The organism is Arthrobacter sp. BPSS-3, from assembly GCF_044628475.1.
In the GTDB taxonomy this organism is placed as follows: domain Bacteria; phylum Actinomycetota; class Actinomycetes; order Actinomycetales; family Micrococcaceae; genus Arthrobacter.
The window spans coordinates 137793-158309 of sequence record NZ_JBIMMV010000001.1 but is presented as its reverse complement, the minus strand read 5'-3'; the positions used below and the strand labels follow the sequence as shown (position 1 = coordinate 158309).

Annotated in this window: 17 protein-coding genes and 1 pseudogene; 8 read left to right on the top strand and 10 right to left on the bottom strand. The window is 69.9% G+C overall.

All coding sequences use genetic code 11. The features are described from left to right. Positions 1 to 34 precede the first annotated feature (34 nt). From ACFVY3_RS00780 to ACFVY3_RS00750, 7 genes are all read right to left on the bottom strand, one after another. Complete coding sequence (locus ACFVY3_RS00780; RefSeq protein ID WP_400158444.1) at positions 35 to 616, bottom strand: HhH-GPD-type base excision DNA repair protein; 582 nt, start codon at positions 614 to 616, stop codon at positions 35 to 37. A 38-nt stretch (positions 617 to 654) separates the two neighbouring features. Further along, positions 655 to 1488, bottom strand: coding sequence for a pyrroline-5-carboxylate reductase (gene proC / locus ACFVY3_RS00775; protein ID WP_400158443.1), 834 nt, complete (start codon positions 1486 to 1488; stop codon positions 655 to 657). Between the two features lie 273 nt (positions 1489 to 1761). Next, the gene (locus ACFVY3_RS00770) at positions 1762 to 2892 is read right to left on the bottom strand and encodes a Ppx/GppA phosphatase family protein (protein WP_400158442.1); all 1131 of its coding nucleotides are present in this window, start codon (positions 2890 to 2892) and stop codon (positions 1762 to 1764) included. A gap of 90 nt (positions 2893 to 2982) precedes the next feature. After that, positions 2983 to 3420, bottom strand: coding sequence for an SseB family protein (locus tag ACFVY3_RS00765; RefSeq protein WP_290256135.1), 438 nt, complete (start codon positions 3418 to 3420; stop codon positions 2983 to 2985). Positions 3421 to 3603: 183 nt separating this feature from the next. Next, a complete protein-coding gene (gene topA / locus ACFVY3_RS00760) occupies positions 3604 to 6339 on the bottom strand; it encodes a type I DNA topoisomerase (RefSeq protein ID WP_290256136.1) in 2736 nt (911 codons plus the stop codon). Positions 6340 to 6472: 133 nt separating this feature from the next. Further along, entirely contained in the window at positions 6473 to 6922 is a 450-nt protein-coding gene (locus ACFVY3_RS00755; RefSeq protein WP_400158441.1) for an SRPBCC domain-containing protein, read from the bottom strand. Positions 6923 to 6976: 54 nt separating this feature from the next. Then, positions 6977 to 7627, bottom strand: a complete 651-nt coding sequence (locus tag ACFVY3_RS00750) for an ArsR/SmtB family transcription factor (protein WP_400158440.1) — start codon at positions 7625 to 7627, stop codon at positions 6977 to 6979. Between the two features lie 29 nt (positions 7628 to 7656). Here ACFVY3_RS00750 and ACFVY3_RS00745 point away from each other — a divergent pair. Next, a pseudogene (locus tag ACFVY3_RS00745) lies at positions 7657 to 8958 on the top strand (MFS transporter); the annotation flags it as partial. 42 nt (positions 8959 to 9000) lie between these two features. On the opposite strand, the gene ACFVY3_RS00740 reads toward ACFVY3_RS00745, so the two are convergent. Continuing rightward, entirely contained in the window at positions 9001 to 10638 is a 1638-nt protein-coding gene (locus ACFVY3_RS00740) for a methyltransferase (protein ID WP_400158439.1), read from the bottom strand. Between the two features lie 51 nt (positions 10639 to 10689). Then, the gene (locus ACFVY3_RS00735; RefSeq protein WP_400158438.1) at positions 10690 to 11448 is read right to left on the bottom strand and encodes a MerR family transcriptional regulator; all 759 of its coding nucleotides are present in this window, start codon (positions 11446 to 11448) and stop codon (positions 10690 to 10692) included. Between the two features lie 135 nt (positions 11449 to 11583). Between ACFVY3_RS00735 and ACFVY3_RS00730 the strand changes: the two genes are divergently transcribed. From ACFVY3_RS00730 to ACFVY3_RS00710, 5 genes are all read left to right on the top strand, one after another. Beyond that, positions 11584 to 12039, top strand: coding sequence for a hypothetical protein (locus tag ACFVY3_RS00730; protein WP_400158437.1), 456 nt, complete (start codon positions 11584 to 11586; stop codon positions 12037 to 12039). Between the two features lie 123 nt (positions 12040 to 12162). Beyond that, positions 12163 to 13104, top strand: coding sequence for an ABC transporter ATP-binding protein (locus ACFVY3_RS00725; RefSeq protein WP_400158436.1), 942 nt, complete (start codon positions 12163 to 12165; stop codon positions 13102 to 13104). Next, positions 13101 to 14408 (top strand): ABC transporter permease, encoded by a 1308-nt coding sequence (locus tag ACFVY3_RS00720; protein WP_400158435.1) that lies wholly within the window; start codon positions 13101 to 13103, stop codon positions 14406 to 14408. Before ACFVY3_RS00725 ends, ACFVY3_RS00720 begins: the two co-directional genes overlap by 4 nt. 57 nt (positions 14409 to 14465) lie before the next feature. Then, complete coding sequence (locus tag ACFVY3_RS00715; RefSeq protein WP_400158434.1) at positions 14466 to 15458, top strand: putative zinc-binding metallopeptidase; 993 nt, start codon at positions 14466 to 14468, stop codon at positions 15456 to 15458. Between the two features lie 75 nt (positions 15459 to 15533). Next, entirely contained in the window at positions 15534 to 16064 is a 531-nt protein-coding gene (locus ACFVY3_RS00710) for a hypothetical protein (RefSeq protein WP_290256145.1), read from the top strand. 30 nt (positions 16065 to 16094) lie between these two features. Here ACFVY3_RS00710 and ACFVY3_RS00705 read toward each other — a convergent pair whose 3' ends face one another. Further along, positions 16095 to 16988, bottom strand: a complete 894-nt coding sequence (locus ACFVY3_RS00705) for a rhodanese-related sulfurtransferase (protein WP_400158433.1) — start codon at positions 16986 to 16988, stop codon at positions 16095 to 16097. 322 nt (positions 16989 to 17310) lie between these two features. Between ACFVY3_RS00705 and ACFVY3_RS00700 the strand changes: the two genes are divergently transcribed. Next, positions 17311 to 18003 (top strand): GNAT family N-acetyltransferase, encoded by a 693-nt coding sequence (locus ACFVY3_RS00700; RefSeq protein WP_400158432.1) that lies wholly within the window; start codon positions 17311 to 17313, stop codon positions 18001 to 18003. A 51-nt stretch (positions 18004 to 18054) separates the two neighbouring features. Further along, the gene (locus ACFVY3_RS00695; RefSeq protein WP_400158431.1) at positions 18055 to 20493 is read left to right on the top strand and encodes a DEAD/DEAH box helicase; all 2439 of its coding nucleotides are present in this window, start codon (positions 18055 to 18057) and stop codon (positions 20491 to 20493) included. Positions 20494 to 20517 lie beyond the last annotated feature (24 nt).

The following is a 20517-nucleotide window of genomic DNA, read 5'->3' as shown; positions in this document are numbered from 1 at the left end:
GCCCGACGACGGCGGGACGGGCGAGGCGCGCCCGTCATTCCGCGCCCTTGGCCGCCTTCGCCGCGGCCTTCGCGGCCTGCTTGCTGGCCCGAACCTTGACCAGGGAGTCGGGGTCGACGATGTCCGCCACGGACAGGTAGGCGTCCGCCTGGCCGTAGTGCCCGGCGGCCTCGCGCCAGCCTTCGGCCTTGAGGCCGCACTGCTTGCCCAGCAGCGCCAGGAAGATCTTCGCCTTCTGCTCGCCGAAACCCGGGAGGGCCTTGAGCCGGCGGAGCACCTCGGCGCCGTCGGGCTCGCCTTGGGTCCAGATCGCGGTGGCGTCCCCGCCCCACTCCTTGTCCACGGTCTCGGCCAGCGCCTGGACCCGGCCGGCCATGGAGCCGGGGAACCGGTGCACGGCGGGCTTTTCCTTGAAGACCTCGACGAAACCCTGCGGGTCGTAGCCGGCGATCGTGCGAGGCTCCAGCGATCCGATCCGGGTGCGGATCTTCTCCGGCCCGGCGAAGGCCGATTCCATGGTCACCTGCTGGTCCAACAGCATGCCGGTGAGCAGGGCGAAGGCGTCGTCGCTGAGCAGCTTGTCCGCGGCGTCGTCGCCGGTGATGTGCAGTTCCATGCGTGCTGTCCTGTCCGTGTGCGGGTGGGGGCTGGGTGTCAGCCCAGCTGCTTGGTGATCTCGGCAGCGCGTTCCGCGGCGGCCCGGGCGCCGGCGGCGATGATGCCGGACAGCCCCTGCTCGTCGAAGGTGGCGATCCCGCGTTCGGTCGTCCCGTTCGGGCTGGTCACCGCGATCCGCAGGGCGGTGGGGTCGGCGCCGGGTTCGGCGAGCATCAGGCCGGCACCGGCCACGGTCTCCCGGGCCAACAGCTTGGAGAGCTCCGGGTCCAGGCCCAGCTCGACGCCGGCGGCGGCCATCGCCTCGGCAAGGTAGAAGGCGTACGCCGGGCCGGAGCCGCTGACCGCGGAGAGCGCGTCCACCTGGGCCTCCGGGATCTCGACGACGGTGCCGACCGCGGCGAAGATGTCCTTGGCCTGCTGCAGCTGTTCCGCCGAGCAGTGCGTCCCACCGGAGACGGAGACGACGCCGCGGCCCAGGCGGGCGGGCGTGTTGGGCATGGTGCGGATCACCGGCTGCCCGGCCGGCAGCGCCGCCTCCAGCTGCTCCAGGGACACGGCCGCGGCGACGCTGACCACCAGCGTGTCCGGGGAGAGCGCCCCGCTGATCTCCCGGGCCAGCGCCGCGGTTCCCACGGGCTTGACGCCCAGGATCACGACGTCGGCACCGGTGGCGGCCTGCACGTTGTTCTCGGGTTCCTCTTCGCCGGCGATCGCGGTGATGCCGGTGTGCCGTTCGGCCAGTTCCGCGGCCCGCCCGGCCCTCCGCACGGTGGCGACGATGTCCGCGGGATCGGTCCCGCCGGCGATCAGTCCGCCCAGGATTGCCTCGTTCATTGACCCACAGCCCAGGAAGGCGATTCGGTTGCTCATGCCCCCATCATTGCAGTCGGCCCCGATTCACAGCCAGCTCACAACTTCGGGCCAGCTTGCTCCCATCCTCGGCCCCTACCGTAGTTAGTACCTCATCAAGAGGGTGCGAGTGATGCAGCAGGCATGCGGATGCCTGCCCCGGCACCGGTCGTCAGCAGCGGGTTTCCCCCATTTTCCCGCGAGCGACGGCCGGTGCTTTCGCTTTAACGAACGGTTCGGAGCGGGGCGTTCGCCGACGGCGTCCCGGCGCCCTCACGGGCGGGGACAGCCCGGCTAGTGTTTCTTGTCCTTCTTGCCGTTGCCCTTTTTGTGGCCGTCCTTCTTCTCGCCGTCGTGCTCCTTGTCTTTCTTACCGCCGTCCTTCGTGTCGTCGTCGTCCGAGTCGTCGTCCTCGTCCTTCTCGTCGTCGTCCGGGGCCTGCAGCTCGGCGGGCTGGCTGGCCAGGGCCACGTGGGGCGGTGGCTCCAGGGGCCCCTCGGTGACCAGCTGGTCCAGCCGGCGCAGGATCAGGCCCTCGCGCAGCGCCCAGGGGCAGATCTCCAGGCTGGGGAACTCGAACATTTCCAGGGCGGCCTCCGCCACGAGCGCGCCGGCGAGCAGCTGGGGTGCCCGGGCCTCGGAGACGGCGGGCAGGTGCAGGCGGTCCTCGATCTCCATGGCCGAGATGCGCTGCGCCCAGAGCCCCAGGTCCGTGGCGTAGAGCTCGCGTTTGACGTAGGGACCGGCGCCGCTCGGGGCTGCCCCGGCGATCCGGGCCAGCGACCGGAACGTCTTGGAGGTGCCGGCCACGTGGTTGGCCCGGCCCAGGCTCTGGAACTCCTTGACGACGGGTTTCAGGGTCTCCCGGATGTAGTTCCGCAATTCCTTGACGCTCTTGGCGGAGGGCGGATCCTCGGGCAGCCAGTCGCGGGTCAGCCGGCTGGCGCCGAGCGGGACGGACATGGCCAGCTCCGGCAGCTCGTCCTCGCCGTAGGCCATTTCGAAGGAGCCGCCGCCGATGTCCAGGTTGAGCATGGGCCCGGCACCCCAGCCATACCAGCGGCGCACGGCGAAGAAGGTCATGGACGCCTCCTCGCTGCCGCTGAGTTCGCGCAGCGTCACGGTGGTCTCGTGCTTGACGCGGGCCAGGACCTCGCTGCCGTTGGTGGCCTCGCGGATGGCGGAGGTGCAAAAGGCCAGCAGGTCCTCGGCCTTGTGCTTGGCGGCGAATTCCCAGGCCTCGAGGACGAACTCCACGAGCTCGTTCTGGCCGTCGTCGCTGATGTTGCCGTCGCCATCCAGATGCTGGACCAGGGAGAGGGAGCGCTTATGCGAGGCGAAGGCCACCGGCCGGGCGCCGGGATGGGCGTCCACGAGGAGAAGGTGGACGGTGTTGGACCCTATGTCGAGTACGCCTAGTCGCATAGGCACATTATTGCCCGGCGGGTACCGGCCGCCTAAAGAGCCGCGCCCGCGGACCACTGGTGGTCCGCGGGCGCTGGTGGGTGCCGGGTCTTAGGCCTCGGTGCCGGCCTCGTCCTCGTCGGCGGGCTTGAAGTCGCGGCGAATGTTGGCCACACCCTCCGGGTCGATCTCGAAGCCGTAGGCGGCGCCGGGGTTGATGACCATGCCGAGCTCGTCGCCGAGGTTGCCGAGGATCGCGGCGCCCTGGGTTCCCAGGATGTTCGGCGCGGCGGCGAGGTACTGCTCCGTGACGCGGCTGGGGTGGGAGAAGACGGCCAGCACGGGGTTGCCGGAGGCGTTGGCCAGCACCAGCGGCTCCACCTGCGAGTCGGGGCCCTCCAGAGTGTCCGAGCTGACGATGTAGACCTCATTGTTGAGGAAAGACAGGATGACATCCACCGGGTTGGCATCCGGCTGTTCCCCCCGGGCGAGCTTCTCCTCGAGGTCGTTGAGCGGCTGTGAATCCATGGGTGTGGGCTGTTCAGTCATTGTCCCACTCGATCACTTTGCGGCCCGGGGCGCAATTCCCGACGACGGCGGCCACGGCCCCGGCGTGCCCCGCCGGGGCTTGCGTTCCGCTCGCGGGTTCGGCCCGCCGTCGCTGTTTCCGGACGGCGGGCCTGCACCGAACCCGGGAGCCGGACGCCGGACGCGAAGCCCGAAACCCCGGACCTACTTCTTGGCCGCGGCCTTTCGGGCCGGTGCCTTGCGGGCGGCGGGCTTGCGCTTGACCGGGCCCTTGGCGCGCTTCTCGGCCAGCAGTTCCACGGCCTGTTCCCGGGTGAGCTCCTCGACGGAGGTGCTCCGCGGGACGGTGATGTTGGTGACGCCGTCGGTGATGTACGGGCCGAACCGGCCTTCCTTCACCACGATGTTCTTCTCCGAGACCGGGTCCGGGCCGAACTCGGCCAGCGGCGGCACCGCGGCACGGGCGCCGCGCTGCTTGGGCTGGGAGTAGATCTCCAGCGCCTGCTCGAGGGTGATCGTGAAGATCTCCTCCTCGGAGCCGATCGAGCGGGAGTCCGTGCCCTTCTTCAGGTATGGGCCGAACCGGCCGTTCTGCACCGTGATGGGGGTGCCCTCGGCGTCCTGGCCCACGACGCGCGGCAGGCTCATCAGTTGCAGCGCCTCGTCCAGGGTCACGGAGTCCACGGTCATCGAGGCGAAGAGCGAGCCGGTGCGCGGCTTGGCCTTGACCGGCTTCTTCGGCGGCTTCGGCTTGCCGTTCTTGTAGTACTCCACAGGCAGGCTGGCCAGCTGTTCCTCGGTCATCTCCGGGATGATCTCGGTGACGTAGGCCCCGTACCGGCCGTTCTTGGCCACCACCGTGTGTCCGGTGTGCGGGTCAACGCCGAGGACGCGTTCCTCGGGGGCGGCGGTCTCCATCAGCTCCACGGCCTTGGCGGCGGTCAGCTCATCCGGGGCCAGGTCCTCGGGGACGTTGGCCCGGGCGGACTCGACCACTTCGCCGGTCTTCGGGTCCACGGTGGGGACGGAGCTCTCCAGGTACGGACCGAACTTGCCGACGCGCAGTGTGATGCCGTCCGTGATCGGGATCGAGTTGATCTCGCGGGCGTCAATCTCGCCGAGGTTGTTCACGATGCTCAGCAGGCCCGGCTTGGCGTCGGCGCCGAAGTAGAAGTGCTTCAACCAGGACGGACCGGCCTCCTGGCCGTTGGCGATCTTGTCCAGATCCGCTTCCATGTCGGCGGTGAAGTCGTAGTCCACGTAGTCATGGAAGTGCTGCTCCAGCAGCCGGACCACGGAGAACGCGATCCAGCTCGGAACCAGCGCGGAGCCCTGCTTCCGGACGTAGCCGCGGTCCTGGATGGTGGAGATGGTGGAGGCGTAGGTCGACGGGCGGCCGATGCCCTTCTTCTCCAGCTCGGCAGTTAGCGACGCTTCGGTGAAGCGCGGCGGCGGCGAGGTCTCGTGGCCGACGGCGGTGATGTCCGCTGCGGTGAGGACGTCGTCCTTGGCCACGTTCGGCAACCGGCGGGCCTCGTCCGAGTCGTCGTCGCCGCGGCTCTCGTCCTTGCCTTCCTCGTAGGCGGCGAGGAAGCCGGGGAAGGTGATGACGGTGCCGGAGGCGGAGAATTCGGCATCCCGGCCGTCGGTGGCGATCGCGCCGAGGCGGATGGTCGCCGTCGAACCCTTGGCGTCGGCCATCTGGGAGGCAACGGTGCGCTTCCAGATCAGCTCGTAGAGGCGGAACTCGTCGCCGGAGAGCTGCTTGGCCACTTGGGCCGGCGTGCGGAAGGAGTCGCCGGCGGGGCGGATGGCCTCGTGCGCCTCCTGGGCGTTGGCGGCTTTGCCGCTGTACACGCGCGGCGAGGCCGGGACGTACTCGGGGCCGTACAGTTCGGACGCCTGGCGCCGCGCGGCCGTGATGGCCTCGTTGCTCAGCGCGTTCGAGTCGGTACGCATATAGGTGATGTAGCCGTTTTCGTACAGCCGCTGGGCCACCTGCATGGTGCTCTTCGAGGAGAAGCGCAGCTTGCGGCCGGCCTCCTGCTGCAGCGTGGAGGTGGTGAACGGCGCGGTCGGGCGGCGGGTGTAGGGCTTGGTGTCGACGGAGCGGACGCGGAATTCCGCCTCCTGCAGGCCGGAGGCCAGGGACAGGGCGAGTTCCTGGTTCAGGTGGACGACGCCGCGGGCGGTGAGCTCGCCGTCGTCGTTGAAGTCCCGGCCGCTGGCGACCTTGGAGCCGTCCACGGACGCCAGCTTTGCTTTGAACGAGGAAGCCGTTCCGGCGTCGGTGCCGAACTGGCCGGTCAGGTCCCAGTAGGAGGCCGCCTTGAAGGCCATCCGCTCGCGTTCCCGGTCCACCACCATGCGGGTCACGACGGACTGCACGCGGCCGGCGGAGAGCCCGCGGGCCACCTTGCGCCAGAGCACCGGGGAGATCTCGTAGCCGTAGAGCCGGTCCAGCACGCGGCGGGTTTCCTGGGCATCCACTAGGTCCTGGTCCACGTCGCGCAGGTTGTCCATGGCGCGGTGGATGGCTTCCTTGGTGATTTCACCGAAGGTCATCCGGTACACCGGGACCTTGGGCTTGAGGACCTCCAGCAGGTGCCACGCGATGGCCTCGCCCTCGCGGTCCCCATCGGTTGCGAGGTAGAGCGCGTCGGCGCCCTTGAGCTGGGCCTTGAGTTCGGCGACCTTTTTCTTCTTGTCCGGGGACACCACGTAGTAGGGCTTGAAGTCGTGGTCGACGTCGACGGCGAACTTGCCCACCGAGGTCTTTTTCAGTTCCGCGGGGAGCTCCGAGGGCTGCGGGAGGTCACGGATGTGACCGATGGAGGCCTCGACAATGAAGCCCTCGCCCAGGTACTTGGCGATGGTCTTGCTCTTGGCCGGAGACTCCACAATCACGAGTTTCTTGCCGGTGGGGGCCTTGCTTGGCACGGTGCTCCTACAGAAAAAAGGTTGCTCGGGCAGAACCGCCCATATCCGCCTAGTTCACCATATTTTGCGGAATACCGCGCATTGATGCACAAATGCGCGGCGGCTTCGGACCCGTGCCGCCGCTGCTGTGAGGCTAGGCTGCGATGCGGCCGAGGGTCTCCTTCAGCCGTGTCAGCAGGTGGCCCTGCCAGCCTCCGGCCATGATGCGGTGGGCGACGGCGTGGCTGGGCTCCGCGGGGTCGAATCCCTCGTGGACGAGGTCCAGCCGCGTTCCCGTTCCCTCCGGGGCAAGGGTCCAGGTGACGGTGCTTTGCAGGTCGTTCCCCGCTTCAGCGTCCCGCCACGAGATCCGCAGCAGGTGCCCGTCCCGGACGTCCAGGACACGGCTGGCGACCAGTCCGCTGAAGCCGACGGCCGGGACGGGGGTCCCACGCATGATGTAGTCGTGCCCGACGACCGGTTCGAAATTGTTGTCCATGAGCCAGTCGGCGATCAGGTCCGGGTCGGTCAGAGCCCGCCAGACGGCCGCCGGCGGGTGCGGCAGGTATTCGTCGATTTCGATGGAGGCAAGCGGTGCGGTCACGGACACTCTTCCGTTTGTCGGGGGCTTTTCAGGACGCGCCGGACGGGTCGCCGTTCAGACGGCCGCGGGGCCGCCGCGGTCGTCCGGGATCATCGACCACATGGTGGCCATCCGCACGGCCCCGTCCGGGATCGCGTCCGGCGCCTCGAGTTCGTAGTCACGCAGCAGCCCGAAGATGCGCTCCGTCAGCTCGGCACGCTGGGCCGGCGTGAGATAGAGCAGGTTGCTGGCCAGCACCACCGAGGCGGGCGGTTCCCCGGATTCGCCGCGCCGCCGCTGCTCATCCCGGGCCTCGGCGTGTGCCTTGACCCGTCGGCGGTAGGCGTCCAGTTCCAGGTCCAGGACGGCGAATTCCGGACTGGCCGGTCCGCCGCCGGATTTGATGGTGAAGTCCGTTCCGGCGGCCTTCCAGCGGCGCTCGCGTGCGTCCCCGGCGGTGGCCGCGGGCACCACGATCCCCCATTTCTGCAGGGCCCGCAGGTGGTAGCTCATGGCGCTGGGGGTCAGCCCGGTCTGTGCCGCAAGCTCCGTGGCGGTGCGGCTGACCTGGGTGGAGTACAGCTCCGAGATCACTTCCAGCCGCGCGGCGTGGGCCAGGGCCCGGATGGCCTTGGGGTCGGTGATCTCCACCTTCTGTTCCGGGCGCGGCCTGCGCTTGCCGGCCGGCGCCTCGGCGGGATCCGCCGGCGGGTTCTCTGTCTTCACTCCCCCAGTCTAGCGACGGTTTCCAAACTATGAAAGGAATGCTTGACACTTGCCCGGCGCGGACCTATGGTCCAGTTATGAAAGAAACACTTCATAAGGCCCCCGCGCCGGTCGCCCCCTTGTGGCGCAACCACGACTTCCTGCTCGCCAGCGGCTCCCGCTTCTTCGCCGCCGCCGGCATGGGCGCCGTCGTCGTCACCGTCATGCTTCGGCTCCAGGCGGAGTCCGCGGGCAACGGTCCCGGCGCCGGGCCGTGGCTGGTGGCCGCCTACCTGGCCTGCTCCGCCCTGCCCCTGGTCCTCCTGGCCCCCTGGGCCGGGCGGCTCGCAGACACCCGGGATTCACGCACGCTGGCGACGGCGGCATCCCTGGCCAGCGCCGCGGCGGTGGCGGGGATGGCCTTCGGGCTGCGGGAGGGTGTCCTGAACCTTCCGCTGCTGTTTGCCATGACCTTCCTGCTGGACGCGGCTCAGGCCGTGGCGGGCCCCACCTGGCAGGCCCTATTGCCCCGGATTGTTGGCGAGGAACGCACGCCCAAGGCGGTGGGCACCATGCAGGCCACCACCATGATCGCCGGCATGGCGGGGCCGGCCGCGGGCGGCCTGCTGACCGGCTGGGGCGGCCCCGGGCTGGTGGTGGCGGTGGCCGGCGGCTGCTACCTCGCAATGGGAGCCGGTGCCCTGCTGATCCGCACCCGGCGCGGCACGGCCGCCGAACGCGCGGGGCGGCCTGCCCCGGCGCTGCTCGACGGGTTGCACCTGCTCCGGCGGGACGTCCTGGTGTGGGCGCTGGTTCTCGGCGCCATGTTCTTCATCGTCGCCGGCGAGGCCACCAACGTCCTCGAGGTGTTCCTGGCCCGCGGCGAACTGGGAGCGAGCGAGGCGGAGTACGGGCTGCTGGCCGCGGCTTTCGGCCTTGGCATGGCCGCCGGCGCGGCCCTCGCCGGCCGGATCGGGAACGGACGGAACCGGCTCCGGGCGCTGCTGGCGGCGATGGTGCTGACCTCGGCCCTCCTTGGGGCGACGGCCCTGGTGCCCACGGTGGCGTGGCTGTTTGCCGCCTACACCGCGACCGGCGCGGCCTGCGGCGTCCTCAACGCCTGCTTCGGGGCGATCACCATCCTCCGGATTCCGGAGACCGGGCGCGGTCAGGCGATGGCGATCCTTGGCGGGATGACGCGGGCGGTGTCAATAGCGGCGCTGGCCCTCGGCGGCCTCCTCGGTGCGGCGCTGCCGGTCCGCACCAGCTTCCTCGCCACCGGCTCCGCGGGAGTGCTGGTTGCGGCGGCCGTGGCGGTGGTGGTCCTGCGCATCCCGGGCACGGAACAATCAGTCGCGACCCAATCAGGCAGGACCCAATCAGGCAGGACCCAATCAGGCCGGAAGCAGGAAGCCGTCCCGGACCAGGTTGGCGGCGTCGTCGAGCAGCCCCTGCCGGAAGGTGCCGCTGTCGTGGCCCTCATACCCGCCCAGGAGGGCATCGAGCGCCCCGGCGATCTGCCCGGCGGTGAGCTCGCCGTCGCACGCTGACACGAAGCCCGCCAGTTCCGTGCTCAGCAGGTTGGTGCGGCGGAGCCCGGCACCTTGGCGCAGCAGGATCACGCCGGGGTGCTCGGCGCCGGGGCGCTGGTGCCGTTCCTCCGTGACGTCGTCGGCCACGCGCAGGTGCGCCGCCGCGACGTCGTGGCCGGCAAGCCAGTCGGCACGTTCCACCGCCGCCCCGAGGTGCGGCCCCACGGGCTGCTCGATCGGGTAGGTGATCTCCTCGAAGCGGCGCAGCACCGTTCCTGCTTCCGCGGCAGGGCGGCGCAGGAAGATCATGCCGAAGCCGATCGCGGTGACGCCGCGGGAGGCGAAGTCGTCCAGGTAGTCGGCGTAGGAACGGCGGTACAGGTCCCGGTCCCGGCCCTCGGAGGCGTCCTGCAGCCAGGTTTCGGCGTACTGCTCGGGACCCACCTGCTCGCGCTGGATGAACCACACATCGGCATCCTCAGGGGCCCACTGCTGCGGCCGGGCGGACCACTCCTGGCCGGCCGGGATTTCCCAGTTGCCCAGCATCTGCGCGGTGCCGCCGGGCGCCAGGACGGAGGGGAGGTCCCGGACCAGGGCGGCGACGATCTCGTCGCCGGGCAGGCCACCGTCGCGGTAGGTGAACTGGGCCGCCGTCGATTCCCCGGCGGTGCGCGGGGTGATCACGAACGGCGGGTTGGAGACCACCAGGTCGAACTCCTCCCCAACGACCGGTTCTAGCAGCGACCCGCGCCGCAGGGTGACGCGGCCGCCGAGGTCCTCCGGGTCCAGGTGCAGCTCCCGGGCGTTGAGGACCAGATTGAAGCGGGTGAAGGCCAATGCGCGGTCGGAAATGTCCGTGGCGGTGACGTGCTCGGCGTGGTGGAGCAGGTGGAAAGTCTGGACGCCGCAGCCGGTACCGAGGTCCAGGGCCCGGGCCACGTGCCGCCGGGCGGTGACCTGGACCAGGGTGGTGGATGCCTGGCCGATTCCGAGCACATGGTCGCGGCGCAGCACGCCGGGGCTCTGGTGCGCGGCCAAGTCGCTGGCTACCCAGAGGTCGGCGCCCCCGTTCGGCTGCCCTTCCTCATCCGTCGCCGGATCCCAGCCGTAGGGCCGCAGGTCCACACGGGCCCGGACCAGGTCATCCTCCGCCCCTTCCACGAGGCCGAGTTCGCCGAGGCCGGCGGCGCCCACCGAGGGCAGGGCGGCGTCGAGGGCGGCAGCGGTCTGCGGTTCGGCCAGCAACCAGAGGCGGACGACGGCGGCGAGCGCGGCGGCGGCCGGGTCGGCAGCGACGGCGTCGTCGACGGCGATCAGGGCCGGGATGAGCTGGTCCCGGGCCAGGGCGGCGTGGGCGGCCTCACCGAGGAACGCGGCGACCCCGTCGACGGTGTAGCCGATGGCCAGCAGGTCGCGGGCGAGGGCCCCGGTCAGGTCCGGGAGGTCGCTGCGCGGGGCATCGGGGGTGTTGCCGGCGGTGAAAAGAGTCGAGGAGGTCACCGGTCAAGTTTAGGCGAGGCCCGGGACCTCCGGCTTAGCTCACCGACCGGGCTAAGGCTGCCCCTCGACGAACACCCGCAGCGCATCCCGGACGAAGGCCGCACCGGCCGCACCGCCGTAGTTCGCGGCGAACCGCGGATCCGCCACGTACAGCTCCCCCAGGCCCAGGATGTAGGCCTTCAGCCCGGCGCCGCCGTCCGCCGCCGGGGTTCCGGGGATGGCGGCAAGCCAGCGGACGTGGCGGGCGGCCAAGTCCTGGGCCGCCGGGCTGTCCGGGGCCCCGCCGGACTCCGCCGCGGCCTGCCAGTCGGCGCTGAGCTGTTCGGCGGCCCGCTTCCACGCGTCCTGGTCCGTGCCGCCCATTCCCCGCCACCAGGCGTCCGCCCGGCCGTAGGCCTCCTTGCCCCAGCGTTCCTCGACCTCGGCCCGGTGGCGGGTGTGATCGAATCCGCCGAACATTGCCTCTGCCATGATGTCCTCTCCTTTTGTCACTGCCTCGAGGGTGCGCCGGACCGAGGCGATCTGGCGGGCCAGGCGGTCCTGTTCCTGGACCAGCCAGCGCAGATGCCCGGCGAGCGCGCGTTCGGCCTGCTGTTCGTGGGCCAGCGCGTCGGCGATCGCCCGCAGTCCGAGCCCCAGTTCCCGCAGAAGCAGGATCCGTTGCAACCGGAGCAGCGCGGCGTGGTTGTAGTAGCGGTAGCCGTTGGCGCCGGTGCGGCTGGGCTTGAGCAGGCCGACAGCGTCATAGTGCCGAAGCGTCCTGCTGGTGGTGCCGGCCAGCCTGGCCAGCTGCTGCACGGACCATTCCATGCCGGTTCCCTCCACTTGGTCCCTCCCGACGGCCCTGCCGGGCCGTTTCTTCGAGGATAAATCTTGACGCAGCGTCAAGTTCAAGGGTGCGGTCGGCGGCCATCGGCCCTGCTGCGGACCCGGTAAGTTGGAATCATGCCCACTGCTTCCCCGATGCCTGTCCCGCGCCGCCTGCTCCACGGGGCGTACGCCGCGGCAGCCGGCGCCGCCGTCGTCCTCGGCGCCTCCGCCTGCGCGCCCGTCACGTCGGTGGAATCAACGGATGCGAACGCATGGAAGGCCACTGCACTGCCCTCCGCCAGCGGGATCGTCCTCTCGGACGCGGGGAAGATCCTCAACCGCACCCCCGTGGTGCAGAGCGCCACCCTGGGGGCCGGCACCTACACCTTGACCATGAGCTGCGACGGCGGCGGCAAGGAATTCTTCGCCGTCAGCCTGGACGGCAAACAGCTGGCGGAGGCGGGAGCGGCCTGCAACGGCAGCCGGGAGACCGCCACCATCAAGGTCCCGGCCGCCGGGACCGTGGCGATCAGCGCCTCCAGCGTCGACGCGCCGCTGATCTACGCGTACCAGCTGACCCCCGCGGCCTGACCCCCGGCCTGACCCTAGGGCGGCCGGGCCGGCCTGCCGTGCTTGGGCCTGCAACGCTTGCGCGGGCCACGCCGGGGGAATCCGCGGCACCTCACGTCGGCTGCCGGCGGCTAAAATGGCCGCATGACGTTGGGGGGCGCGGCACCGGAGCCGCTGGTACACATTCAAGACTTCCGCATGGACTTTGGCGAGAAGACGGTCATCCGTGACCTGTCCTTCGACGTCCGGGCCGGGGAAACATTCGGCTTCTTGGGCAGCAACGGCAGCGGCAAGACCACCACGCTGCGGGCCCTGCTGGGCATCTATCAGCCCACCGCCGGCACCCTGCACATCGGCGGGAAACCCTTCAGCCCGCGCGACGGCGCCCGGCTGGGGTACCTGCCGGAGGAACGCGGCCTCTATAAAAAGGAATCCGTGCTGGACGTCATGGTGTACTTCGGCCGGCTCAAGGGCCTGGACAAGTCCCGCGCCAGGACGTGGTCCCGCGGGTACCTGGACCGGGTGGACCTCGGCGACAAGGCCGCCACCCGGCTGGACAAGCTCTCCGGCGGCCAGCAGCAGAAGGTCCAGCTGGGCGTCACCATCATGAACGACCCCGAACTGCTGATCCTGGACGAACCCACCAAGGGCTTCGACCCGGTGAACCGACGGCTGCTGATGGACATCATCGACGAACAAAAACTCTCCGGCGCCACCGTCATCATGGTCACCCACCAGATGGAGGAGGTGGAGCGGCTCTGTGACCGGGTCATCCTGCTCAAGGACGGCACGGCCCGCGCCTACGGCACCGTCTCCGAGGTCCAGGAACAGTTCGGCGGCACCCGCTACCGGCTCAGCTACTCCGGCACCCTGCCCGCGTCGTCGCGCTACGACGTCGTCAGCGACGCCGGCGGGAACGCCGAACTCTCGCCGCGCGGCGGGACGGACGAGGCGGCCGTGCTGCGCGAACTCATCGACCACGGAGCGGCGGTCCGCTCCTTCACCAGCGCCCGGACGTCCCTGGATGAGGTCTTCATCAAGGTTTACGGCGAACAGCACGAACTAGCGGAGGCCCGGACCCGATGACGCACCACAGCACCCTTCCCGAGGCGCCCGCCAAGGCCGCCCCCGCGCCGGTCCCGCCGCGCCGGCCCTTCGCCAGGCACAACCTGCGCACCGTGATCGCGTTCGAGTTCACCCGGACGCTGAAGAAGCGCGGCTTCTGGATTGCCACCCTGGCCATCCCGGTGGTCATCGCCATCGTGTTCGCCCTGGTCTACCTGAGCAACTCCTCCACCGAGGCCCGCTCCGACGCGCAGAAGACCGCATCCTTCTCCTTCACCTACACCGATGACTCCCGGCTGGTCTCGGACACCATCGCCCGGGCCATCGGCGGCACGAAGGCGTCGGACGCGGAGACGGCCATCCGCGACGTGAAGCAGGGCCGCAGCGACGCCTACTTCGCGTTCCCCGCCGAACCGGCCACCCAGACCGTGAAAATCTACGGCGCGGACCGGGGCATCTTCGAGAACGGCAAGTACGACGCCGTCGCCAAGCAGCTGCTGACCGTCTCGGCGCAGGCCGCCGTCGGCTCACCGCAGCTCACCGCGGCGGCCAGCGGCGACGTCAAAACCGAGGCGCAGACCTTCAAGGACGGCCGCCTGACCGGGGGCATCGGCTCCGCGATCCCGCCGCTGATGTTCCTGGTCATCTTCTACGTCTCGATCATCCTGCTCTCCAACCAGATGCTCAGCAGCACCCTGGAGGAGAAGGAAAACCGGGTCACGGAGATGATCCTCACCACCTTGAACCCCACCACCCTGATCATCGGCAAGGTGGCCGCGCTGTTCATGGTGGGCGCGGTCCAGATCCTGGTGCTGCTGACGCCGGTGGCCGTGGGCTTCCTGTTCTTCCGGGACAAGCTGGCGCTCCCGGCCCTGGACCTGTCCACCATCACCTTCGAACCCGGACCCATGGTGGTGGGGGCGCTCCTGCTGCTGGGCGGCTTCACCGTCTTCACCGGCGTGCTGGTGGCGATCGGCGCCGTCATGCCCACCACCAAGGACGCCGGCACCATCTTCGGGCCGCTGATGGCGCTGATCTTTGTGCCGTTCTACGCGATCAGCCTGATCATCTCCGACCCGCAGGCACCGATCGTGCAGGTCTTCACCTACTTCCCGATGTCCGCCCCAGTCACGGGCCTGCTGCGGAACGCATTCGGCACCCTCAGCCCGCTGGAGTCGGTGATCATCATCGTGGAGCTCCTGGTGGTGGGCGTCCTGATCCTGCGGCTGGCCGCGCACCTGTTCCGGTACGGCTCCATCCAGTACTCCGGCAAACTCTCCATCGCGGGCACGTTCCGGCGCCGCGGTCAGGCCGCCGGAAAGTAGCCCTCCGGCCGCGGGCCCCCGACCACCTGGCCCCGGCCCGGAGCGTAGGATCGGGAGGTGAAACGACACTCCTGTGATTCCTGCGGCTCGGCCGTGTACGTCGAGAACCAGGAGTGCCTGCACTGCGGCGCCCGGCTGGCCTACTTCCGGCCCCGCGTCGCCGTCGTCGCCGTCGACGCGGCGGGCGAATACCGGGACGACGCCGGCACCCACTGGTTCCCATGCGCCCACGCCGGGCTGGCGGCCTGCACCTGGCTCGCCGCAGAGCGCGGCGGCGAGTGCTTCAGCTGCGGACTCACCCGCACCCGGCCCAACGACGACGACGCGAAGGGCCTCACGCAGTTCGTTAAGGCGGAGCGGTCCAAGCGCCAGCTGGTGGCCGAACTCGACGCCCTGGGGCTGCCGATCGTGCCCCGGAGCGATGATCCCGACGGCGGCCTGGCCTTCGACCTGCTCTCCAGCGCCCACGAGCACGTGGTGACCGGCCACGCCGACGGCGTCATCACCATCAACCTGGCCGAAAGCGACGACGGCTACCGCGAACGGATGCGCAACGAACTCGACGAGCCGTACCGGACCCTGCTGGGCCACTTCCGGCACGAGGTGGGCCATTACTTCGAGACCGTCTTGGTCTTCGCCGACCGGGACACCACCGCGGCGGCCCGGCGGCTGTTCGGCGACGACACCGAGGACTACCAGGCCGCCATCGACCGGCACTACAGCGAGGGCGCACCAAAGGAGTGGAACGAACGGTTCATCTCCCGCTACGCCACCATGCACCCCTACGAGGATTTCGCCGAGACCTTCGCGCACTATCTGCACATCAGCGACACCCTGGACACCGCCCGCGAATACGGACTCATCCCCGCGGCCGACGGCAGGTCCTTCCGGGAAACGGTGGACACCGAGTGGTTGCCGCTCGCAATCGCCCTGAACCAAATCAACCGGAGCATGGGCGAGGAGGACCTGTACCCGTTTGTGCTGTCACCGGCGGTGCTGGAGAAACTGGAGTTCATCGCCGGGGTGTGCTCCGCGGCGGCGTCCCGGTGAGGGCCTCCGGGCGCGTTCTTCCGGGTGGCGTCCGCGCTCTGGCCGCCCGGCGTTCCACGGGCTTAGAGTCGGATTATGCCCACCGCGCCGGCCCCGACGCAGCGGCGCCCGCGTGGCCGCCCCGCCGCCGTCGCTCTCGCCGCGGCCCTGGCCTGCGGGCTGAGCGGCTGCGAGTACCAGTACGACGATGGCAGCCGGACGACGGCGACCGGCCCCGTGACGCCCACCGGCGGCGCGATCAGCCGTGACCCGGCGTTGAACCGCCCGGTGATGGGGGCGGAGCTTGAGCAGTGGGCCCGGGAAATCCTGCCGGCCACCACCGCGCAGATATTCCAGTCCCGGGCCGGGCTGCTCGACGCCGGGGCGGACCGCACCGAGGCCACCGAGCGGCTCCCGGCCGGAACCTACGCCCTGTCGTTGGCGTGCCGGAGCACCCGCCGGGTGGCCTTCACCATCAGTGACAAGGAGAGCGCGCTGGTGGACCTGAGCCTGCGCTGCGGCTCCTCCCGGGTCACCGTGGTGCAGCTGGCCGCGGACTCGGTCCTGACGGTCAAGGTCGAGGCGCTTGCCCCGGCCAACTTCGCCTACCGGGTGGGGCGGTTGTGACGCGCTCTCTTCGTCGTCGCTGCCCCGCGGTCAGGCGGGGCAGCCGTCAGGGCAGCGCAGGGTGGCCGGGTCCGAGGCGCAGTCCGCGCAGTACAGGGTCAGCGTGCGGCAGCTGGGGTTGGAGCAGTTTTCGAACTTGCTGGTGGGCGCCTCGCAACGGGCGCAGCGGCCGATGGTCTTCGCCTCGTCGCTGAATTCCAGGTGCATGCGCTTGTCGAAGACGTAGAGCGAGCCTTCCCAGAGGCCTCGGTCCTTGAACGCCTCTCCGTAGCGGACGATCCCGCCGTCGAGCTGGTAGACCTCCTTGAAGCCGCGGTTGACCATCAGGCTGGAGAGCACCTCGCAGCGGATCCCGCCGGTGCAGTAGGTGACCACGGGCTTGTCCTTGAGCGCGTCGTACTTGCCGGAGTCCAGTTCGCGGATGAAGTCGTGGGTGGTCGCGACGTCGGGGACCACCGCGTCCTTGAAACGGCCGATCTCCGCCTCGAAGCCGTTCCGGCCGTCGAAAAAGACCACGTTCTCCCCGGCCTGTTTCTTCGCCTCCACGAGGGTGTGCAGTTCCTCAGGGGCCAGGTGCGTGCCGCCGCCGACGACGCCGTCCTCGTTCACCGTGAGCTCCCCGGGCGCGCCGAAGGAGACGATCTCGTCCCGGACCTTGACGCTGAGCCGGGGGAAGTCCTCGGCGCCGCCGTCGGACCACTTCACGTCGATGCCGCGGAAGCCCGGATATTCGCGGGTGGCCTTGACGTACTGCTTGACCGCCCCGATCTCGCCGCCGACGGTAGCGTTGATGCCGTCCTTGGAGATCAGGATGCGGCCGGTGAGTCCGTGTTTTTCGCAGAGGGCGCGCTGCCAGAGGCGCACCGCTTCGGGGTCGAGCACCGGGGTGAAGCCGTAAAAGAGGACGATTTTGTTCAAAGCCACGCCTTTAAGCGTACTGGGCTTTGCAGTGCGGCCACCCTGCCGGGCGTGGTCCACGCACCTCGTGACAGTGGCCCGCGGCCCTCGTAGTGCGGGTCCGGGACCCTCATCACGGGGTCCTGTGATGAGGGCGGCAGGTGCGCCCGGCCAACGTGGGAGGGGGTCCGGGACCCGCTCGATTAGCGAGCCCCATCCGCGTGGCAGGACGCCCGGGACCGGGGCGGCCGCGGCGCCGGACCGACACCCGGGTCACAATTGCGTAAGCAAGCACCCGCTCCCCGGCCGGACCCTGTTGCTGGCGGCCGGGCTGGAATACTCTCATCCCATGAGTCTGGACGCGATGGTTGAAGACACCACCCACCTCCTGGAGGTCTGGGTCGCCGGCTGGGCCGGATGCCGTAGCTACGAGACCGGACGGGAGGGCCGTTTTCCCTCGGTCCTCCGCGCGGACTCGACCGGGGACTGGGAGTATTTCGCGCACGATCCCTCCGACAACGAGTTCTCCGCCCTGGCCGCCAGGACTGCCGAGGCGCCGGCCCGGATCCTCACCATCCTCACCAACGACGTGGACCGTTACGCCGGGCTGGCCGCCCGGCACGGGCTGAACGTCACCTCCCAGTCGCAAACCATGATGGTCGTGGACATGGAAACCCAGGACGCCGAGGACCCGTGGCTGCCCGACGACGACCTCCGCTGGGTTCCCTCGACGGAGGGCGGTGTCCACCACGCCGTCGTCTACGCCGGTGACCGGGTCGCGGCCAGCGGGCGCGTGTTCGTCGCCGACCACACCGCCGTCTTCGACAAGATCGTGACCGAACCCGGTTTTCAACGCCGCGGCCTGGGCAGCTTCGTGATGCGGGCGCTCGCCGCGCAGGCGTTTGAGCACGACGTCGAGGCCGGGCTGCTGCTGGCGTCCCTGGACGGCCAGCAGCTCTACTCGCATCTGGGGTGGACCACGGTCTGCCATGTCCTGATGCTCTCCTCGTCTCACGAAGGGGCCGACCTCTCGGTGGGGTGAGCCCCTTGTGAGCCCGGGACCCGATTTGAGCCCGGGTGAAACAATGTTGGAGTGAATCCGCACGAGTCCCTGATCCCGCTGCTGGGCCGCGGCGCGGACCCGGAACAGCTCCGGCACGTGCGGACCATCCCCGCCCGCGAGGCCGTCAACGAGCCGTGGCCGGCGTGGACGCACCCGGATCTGGTGGAGGCCTACGGCCGTCTCGGCATCCACGAGCCGTACCGGCACCAGGTGCGGGCCGCCGATCTCGCCCACGGGGGCCGGCACGTGGTGATCGCCACCGGCACCGCCTCCGGGAAGTCGCTGGCGTACCAGCTCCCCGCCCTCGACGCCGTGCACCGGTCCGAGCTGCGGGTGCGCGCGGACCCCGGAAAGATCCACGACGACGGCGCCGTCGCCCTCTACCTCTCTCCCACGAAGGCGCTCGCCGCGGACCAGCTGGCCGCCATCCGGTCGCTGGGGCTCTCCACCGTCCGGGCCGAGACCTATGACGGGGACACGGACCCGTCCTCCCGCCGCTGGATCCGGGACCACGCGAACGTGATCCTGGCCAACCCGGACATGCTGCACTTCGGTATCCTCCCCAACCACGCCTGGTGGGCGCGGTTCTTCCGCCGCCTCCGCTACGTGATCGTGGACGAGGCGCACAGCTACCGCGGGGTCTTCGGCTCCCACGTCGCCAACCTGATGCGCAGGCTCCGCCGGATCTGCGCCCACTACAACTCCGGAGCGGAGGCCGGGGCCGGCACGGGCCAGTCCTGGCCGGTCTTCATCGCCGCATCCGCCACCGCCTCGGCCCCCGGGACCTCGTTCGGCCGGCTGATCGGTGCGCCGGTCGAAGCGGTCGCCGAGGACTGCTCGCCGCACGGGGCGACCACCGTGGCGTTCTGGGAACCGGCGCTGACGGAACAGCGCGGCGAGAACGGGGCCCCGGAACGGCGGACCGCCGTGGCTGAAACCTCCGACCTCCTGGCGAACCTGGTCTCCTCCCGGATCAGGACGATCGCGTTCATCAAGTCCCGGCGCGGTGCCGAAACTATCGCTTCCATCACGAGACGCCTCCTCGACGAGGTCGATCCCAGCCTTCCGCAGCGCGTGGCTGCCTACCGCTCCGGGTACCTTCCGGAGGAGCGGCGCGCCCTCGAGCGGTCGCTCAGGTCCGGCGAGCTGCTGGGCGTCTCGAGCACATCCGCCCTGGAGCTCGGCATCGACATCTCAGGCCTGGATGCCGTCCTGGTGGCGGGCTGGCCCGGGACGAGGGCGTCGCTGTTCCAGCAGATCGGCAGGGCGGGCCGCGCCGGCCAGGATGCCGTCGCCGCGTTCGTGGCCAGCGATGACCCGCTCGATACCTACCTGGTGAACCACCCGGAGGCGATCTTTGACGTCTCCGTTGAGGCCACCGTCTTCGACCCGTCGAACCCCTACGTCCTGGGCCCGCATTTGTGCGCCGCCGCCGCCGAGCTGCCGCTCGGACCGGCGGAGGTCCCGCTCTTCGGGCCGACGGCGGAGGGCCTCCTGGACCGCTTGGTGGCACAGGGTTATCTCCGGAAACGTCCCGCCGGCTGGTTCTGGACCCACCCGCAGAGCGCGGCCGCCATGGTGAACCTGCGGGCCGACGGCGGCGGACCTGTGAGCATCGTTGATGCCGACACCGGCTCGCTCCTGGGCACCATGGATTCGCCCCAGACGCACTACCAGGCGCACACAGGGGCGGTGTACGTCCATCAAGGCGAGAGCTACGTCGTCGAGGACCTGAATGAGGCCGAACACTGTGTGGTGGTGCGCCGGGCCAACCCCGACTACTACACGACGGCCCGGGACATAACCCAGATCGAGGTGCTGGAGACCCGGCGGACCACACGCTGGGGAGATGTCGAGGTGCACTTCGGCGATGTGAAGGTGACGACACAGGTGGTCTCCTTTCAACGGAAGGCCCTGATCTCGAATGAGGTGCTCGGCGAGGAACCGCTGGAACTCGGGGCCCGGGACCTCTTCACTAAGGCGGTCTGGTTTGTCATGGACAACCGCTCCCTGACCGGGGCCGGGCTCATCGAGCCGCAGTTCCCCGGGTCGCTGCATGCTGCGGAGCACGCGGCCATCGGGCTGCTGCCGCTGGTGGCTTCCAGCGACCGGTGGGATATCGGCGGGGTCTCCACTGCGATCCATGCCGACACCGGAGTGCCGACGATCTTCGTCTACGACGGCCACCCGGGCGGAGCCGGCTTCGCCGAACGCGGCTACGAGAAGGCCCGCGTCTGGCTCACCGCCACCAAGGATGCGATCGAGGCCTGCGAATGCGAGTCCGGATGCCCGTCCTGCGTTCAGTCGCCCAAGTGCGGTAACAAGAACAACCCGCTCGACAAGGACGGCGCCGTTCGCCTGCTCGGCATGCTGCTGGCAGACGCCACCGACCAGATGGCCCCCGATACCGGGGGCAGCACTGCTCCGGCGGATCCGGACGGAGCCCCGCAGGCACCGGCCGTCCAGTAGCAACCGACTGGTCTAACGGCCGGG

Coding starts and splice junctions, on each gene's coding strand:
- ACFVY3_RS00780 (WP_400158444.1), bottom strand. CDS start 616: ATGGAACTGCACATCACCGGCGACGACGCCGCGGACAAGCTGCTCAGC.
- proC (WP_400158443.1), bottom strand. CDS start 1,488: ATGAGCAACCGAATCGCCTTCCTGGGCTGTGGGTCAATGAACGAGGCA.
- ACFVY3_RS00770 (WP_400158442.1), bottom strand. CDS start 2,892: ATGCGACTAGGCGTACTCGACATAGGGTCCAACACCGTCCACCTTCTC.
- ACFVY3_RS00765 (WP_290256135.1), bottom strand. CDS start 3,420: ATGACTGAACAGCCCACACCCATGGATTCACAGCCGCTCAACGACCTC.
- ACFVY3_RS00735 (WP_400158438.1), bottom strand. CDS start 11,448: ATGGAATGGTCCGTGCAGCAGCTGGCCAGGCTGGCCGGCACCACCAGC.
- ACFVY3_RS00730 (WP_400158437.1), top strand. CDS start 11,584: ATGCCCACTGCTTCCCCGATGCCTGTCCCGCGCCGCCTGCTCCACGGG.
- ACFVY3_RS00725 (WP_400158436.1), top strand. CDS start 12,163: ATGACGTTGGGGGGCGCGGCACCGGAGCCGCTGGTACACATTCAAGAC.
- ACFVY3_RS00720 (WP_400158435.1), top strand. CDS start 13,101: ATGACGCACCACAGCACCCTTCCCGAGGCGCCCGCCAAGGCCGCCCCC.
- ACFVY3_RS00710 (WP_290256145.1), top strand. CDS start 15,534: ATGCCCACCGCGCCGGCCCCGACGCAGCGGCGCCCGCGTGGCCGCCCC.
- ACFVY3_RS00700 (WP_400158432.1), top strand. CDS start 17,311: ATGAGTCTGGACGCGATGGTTGAAGACACCACCCACCTCCTGGAGGTC.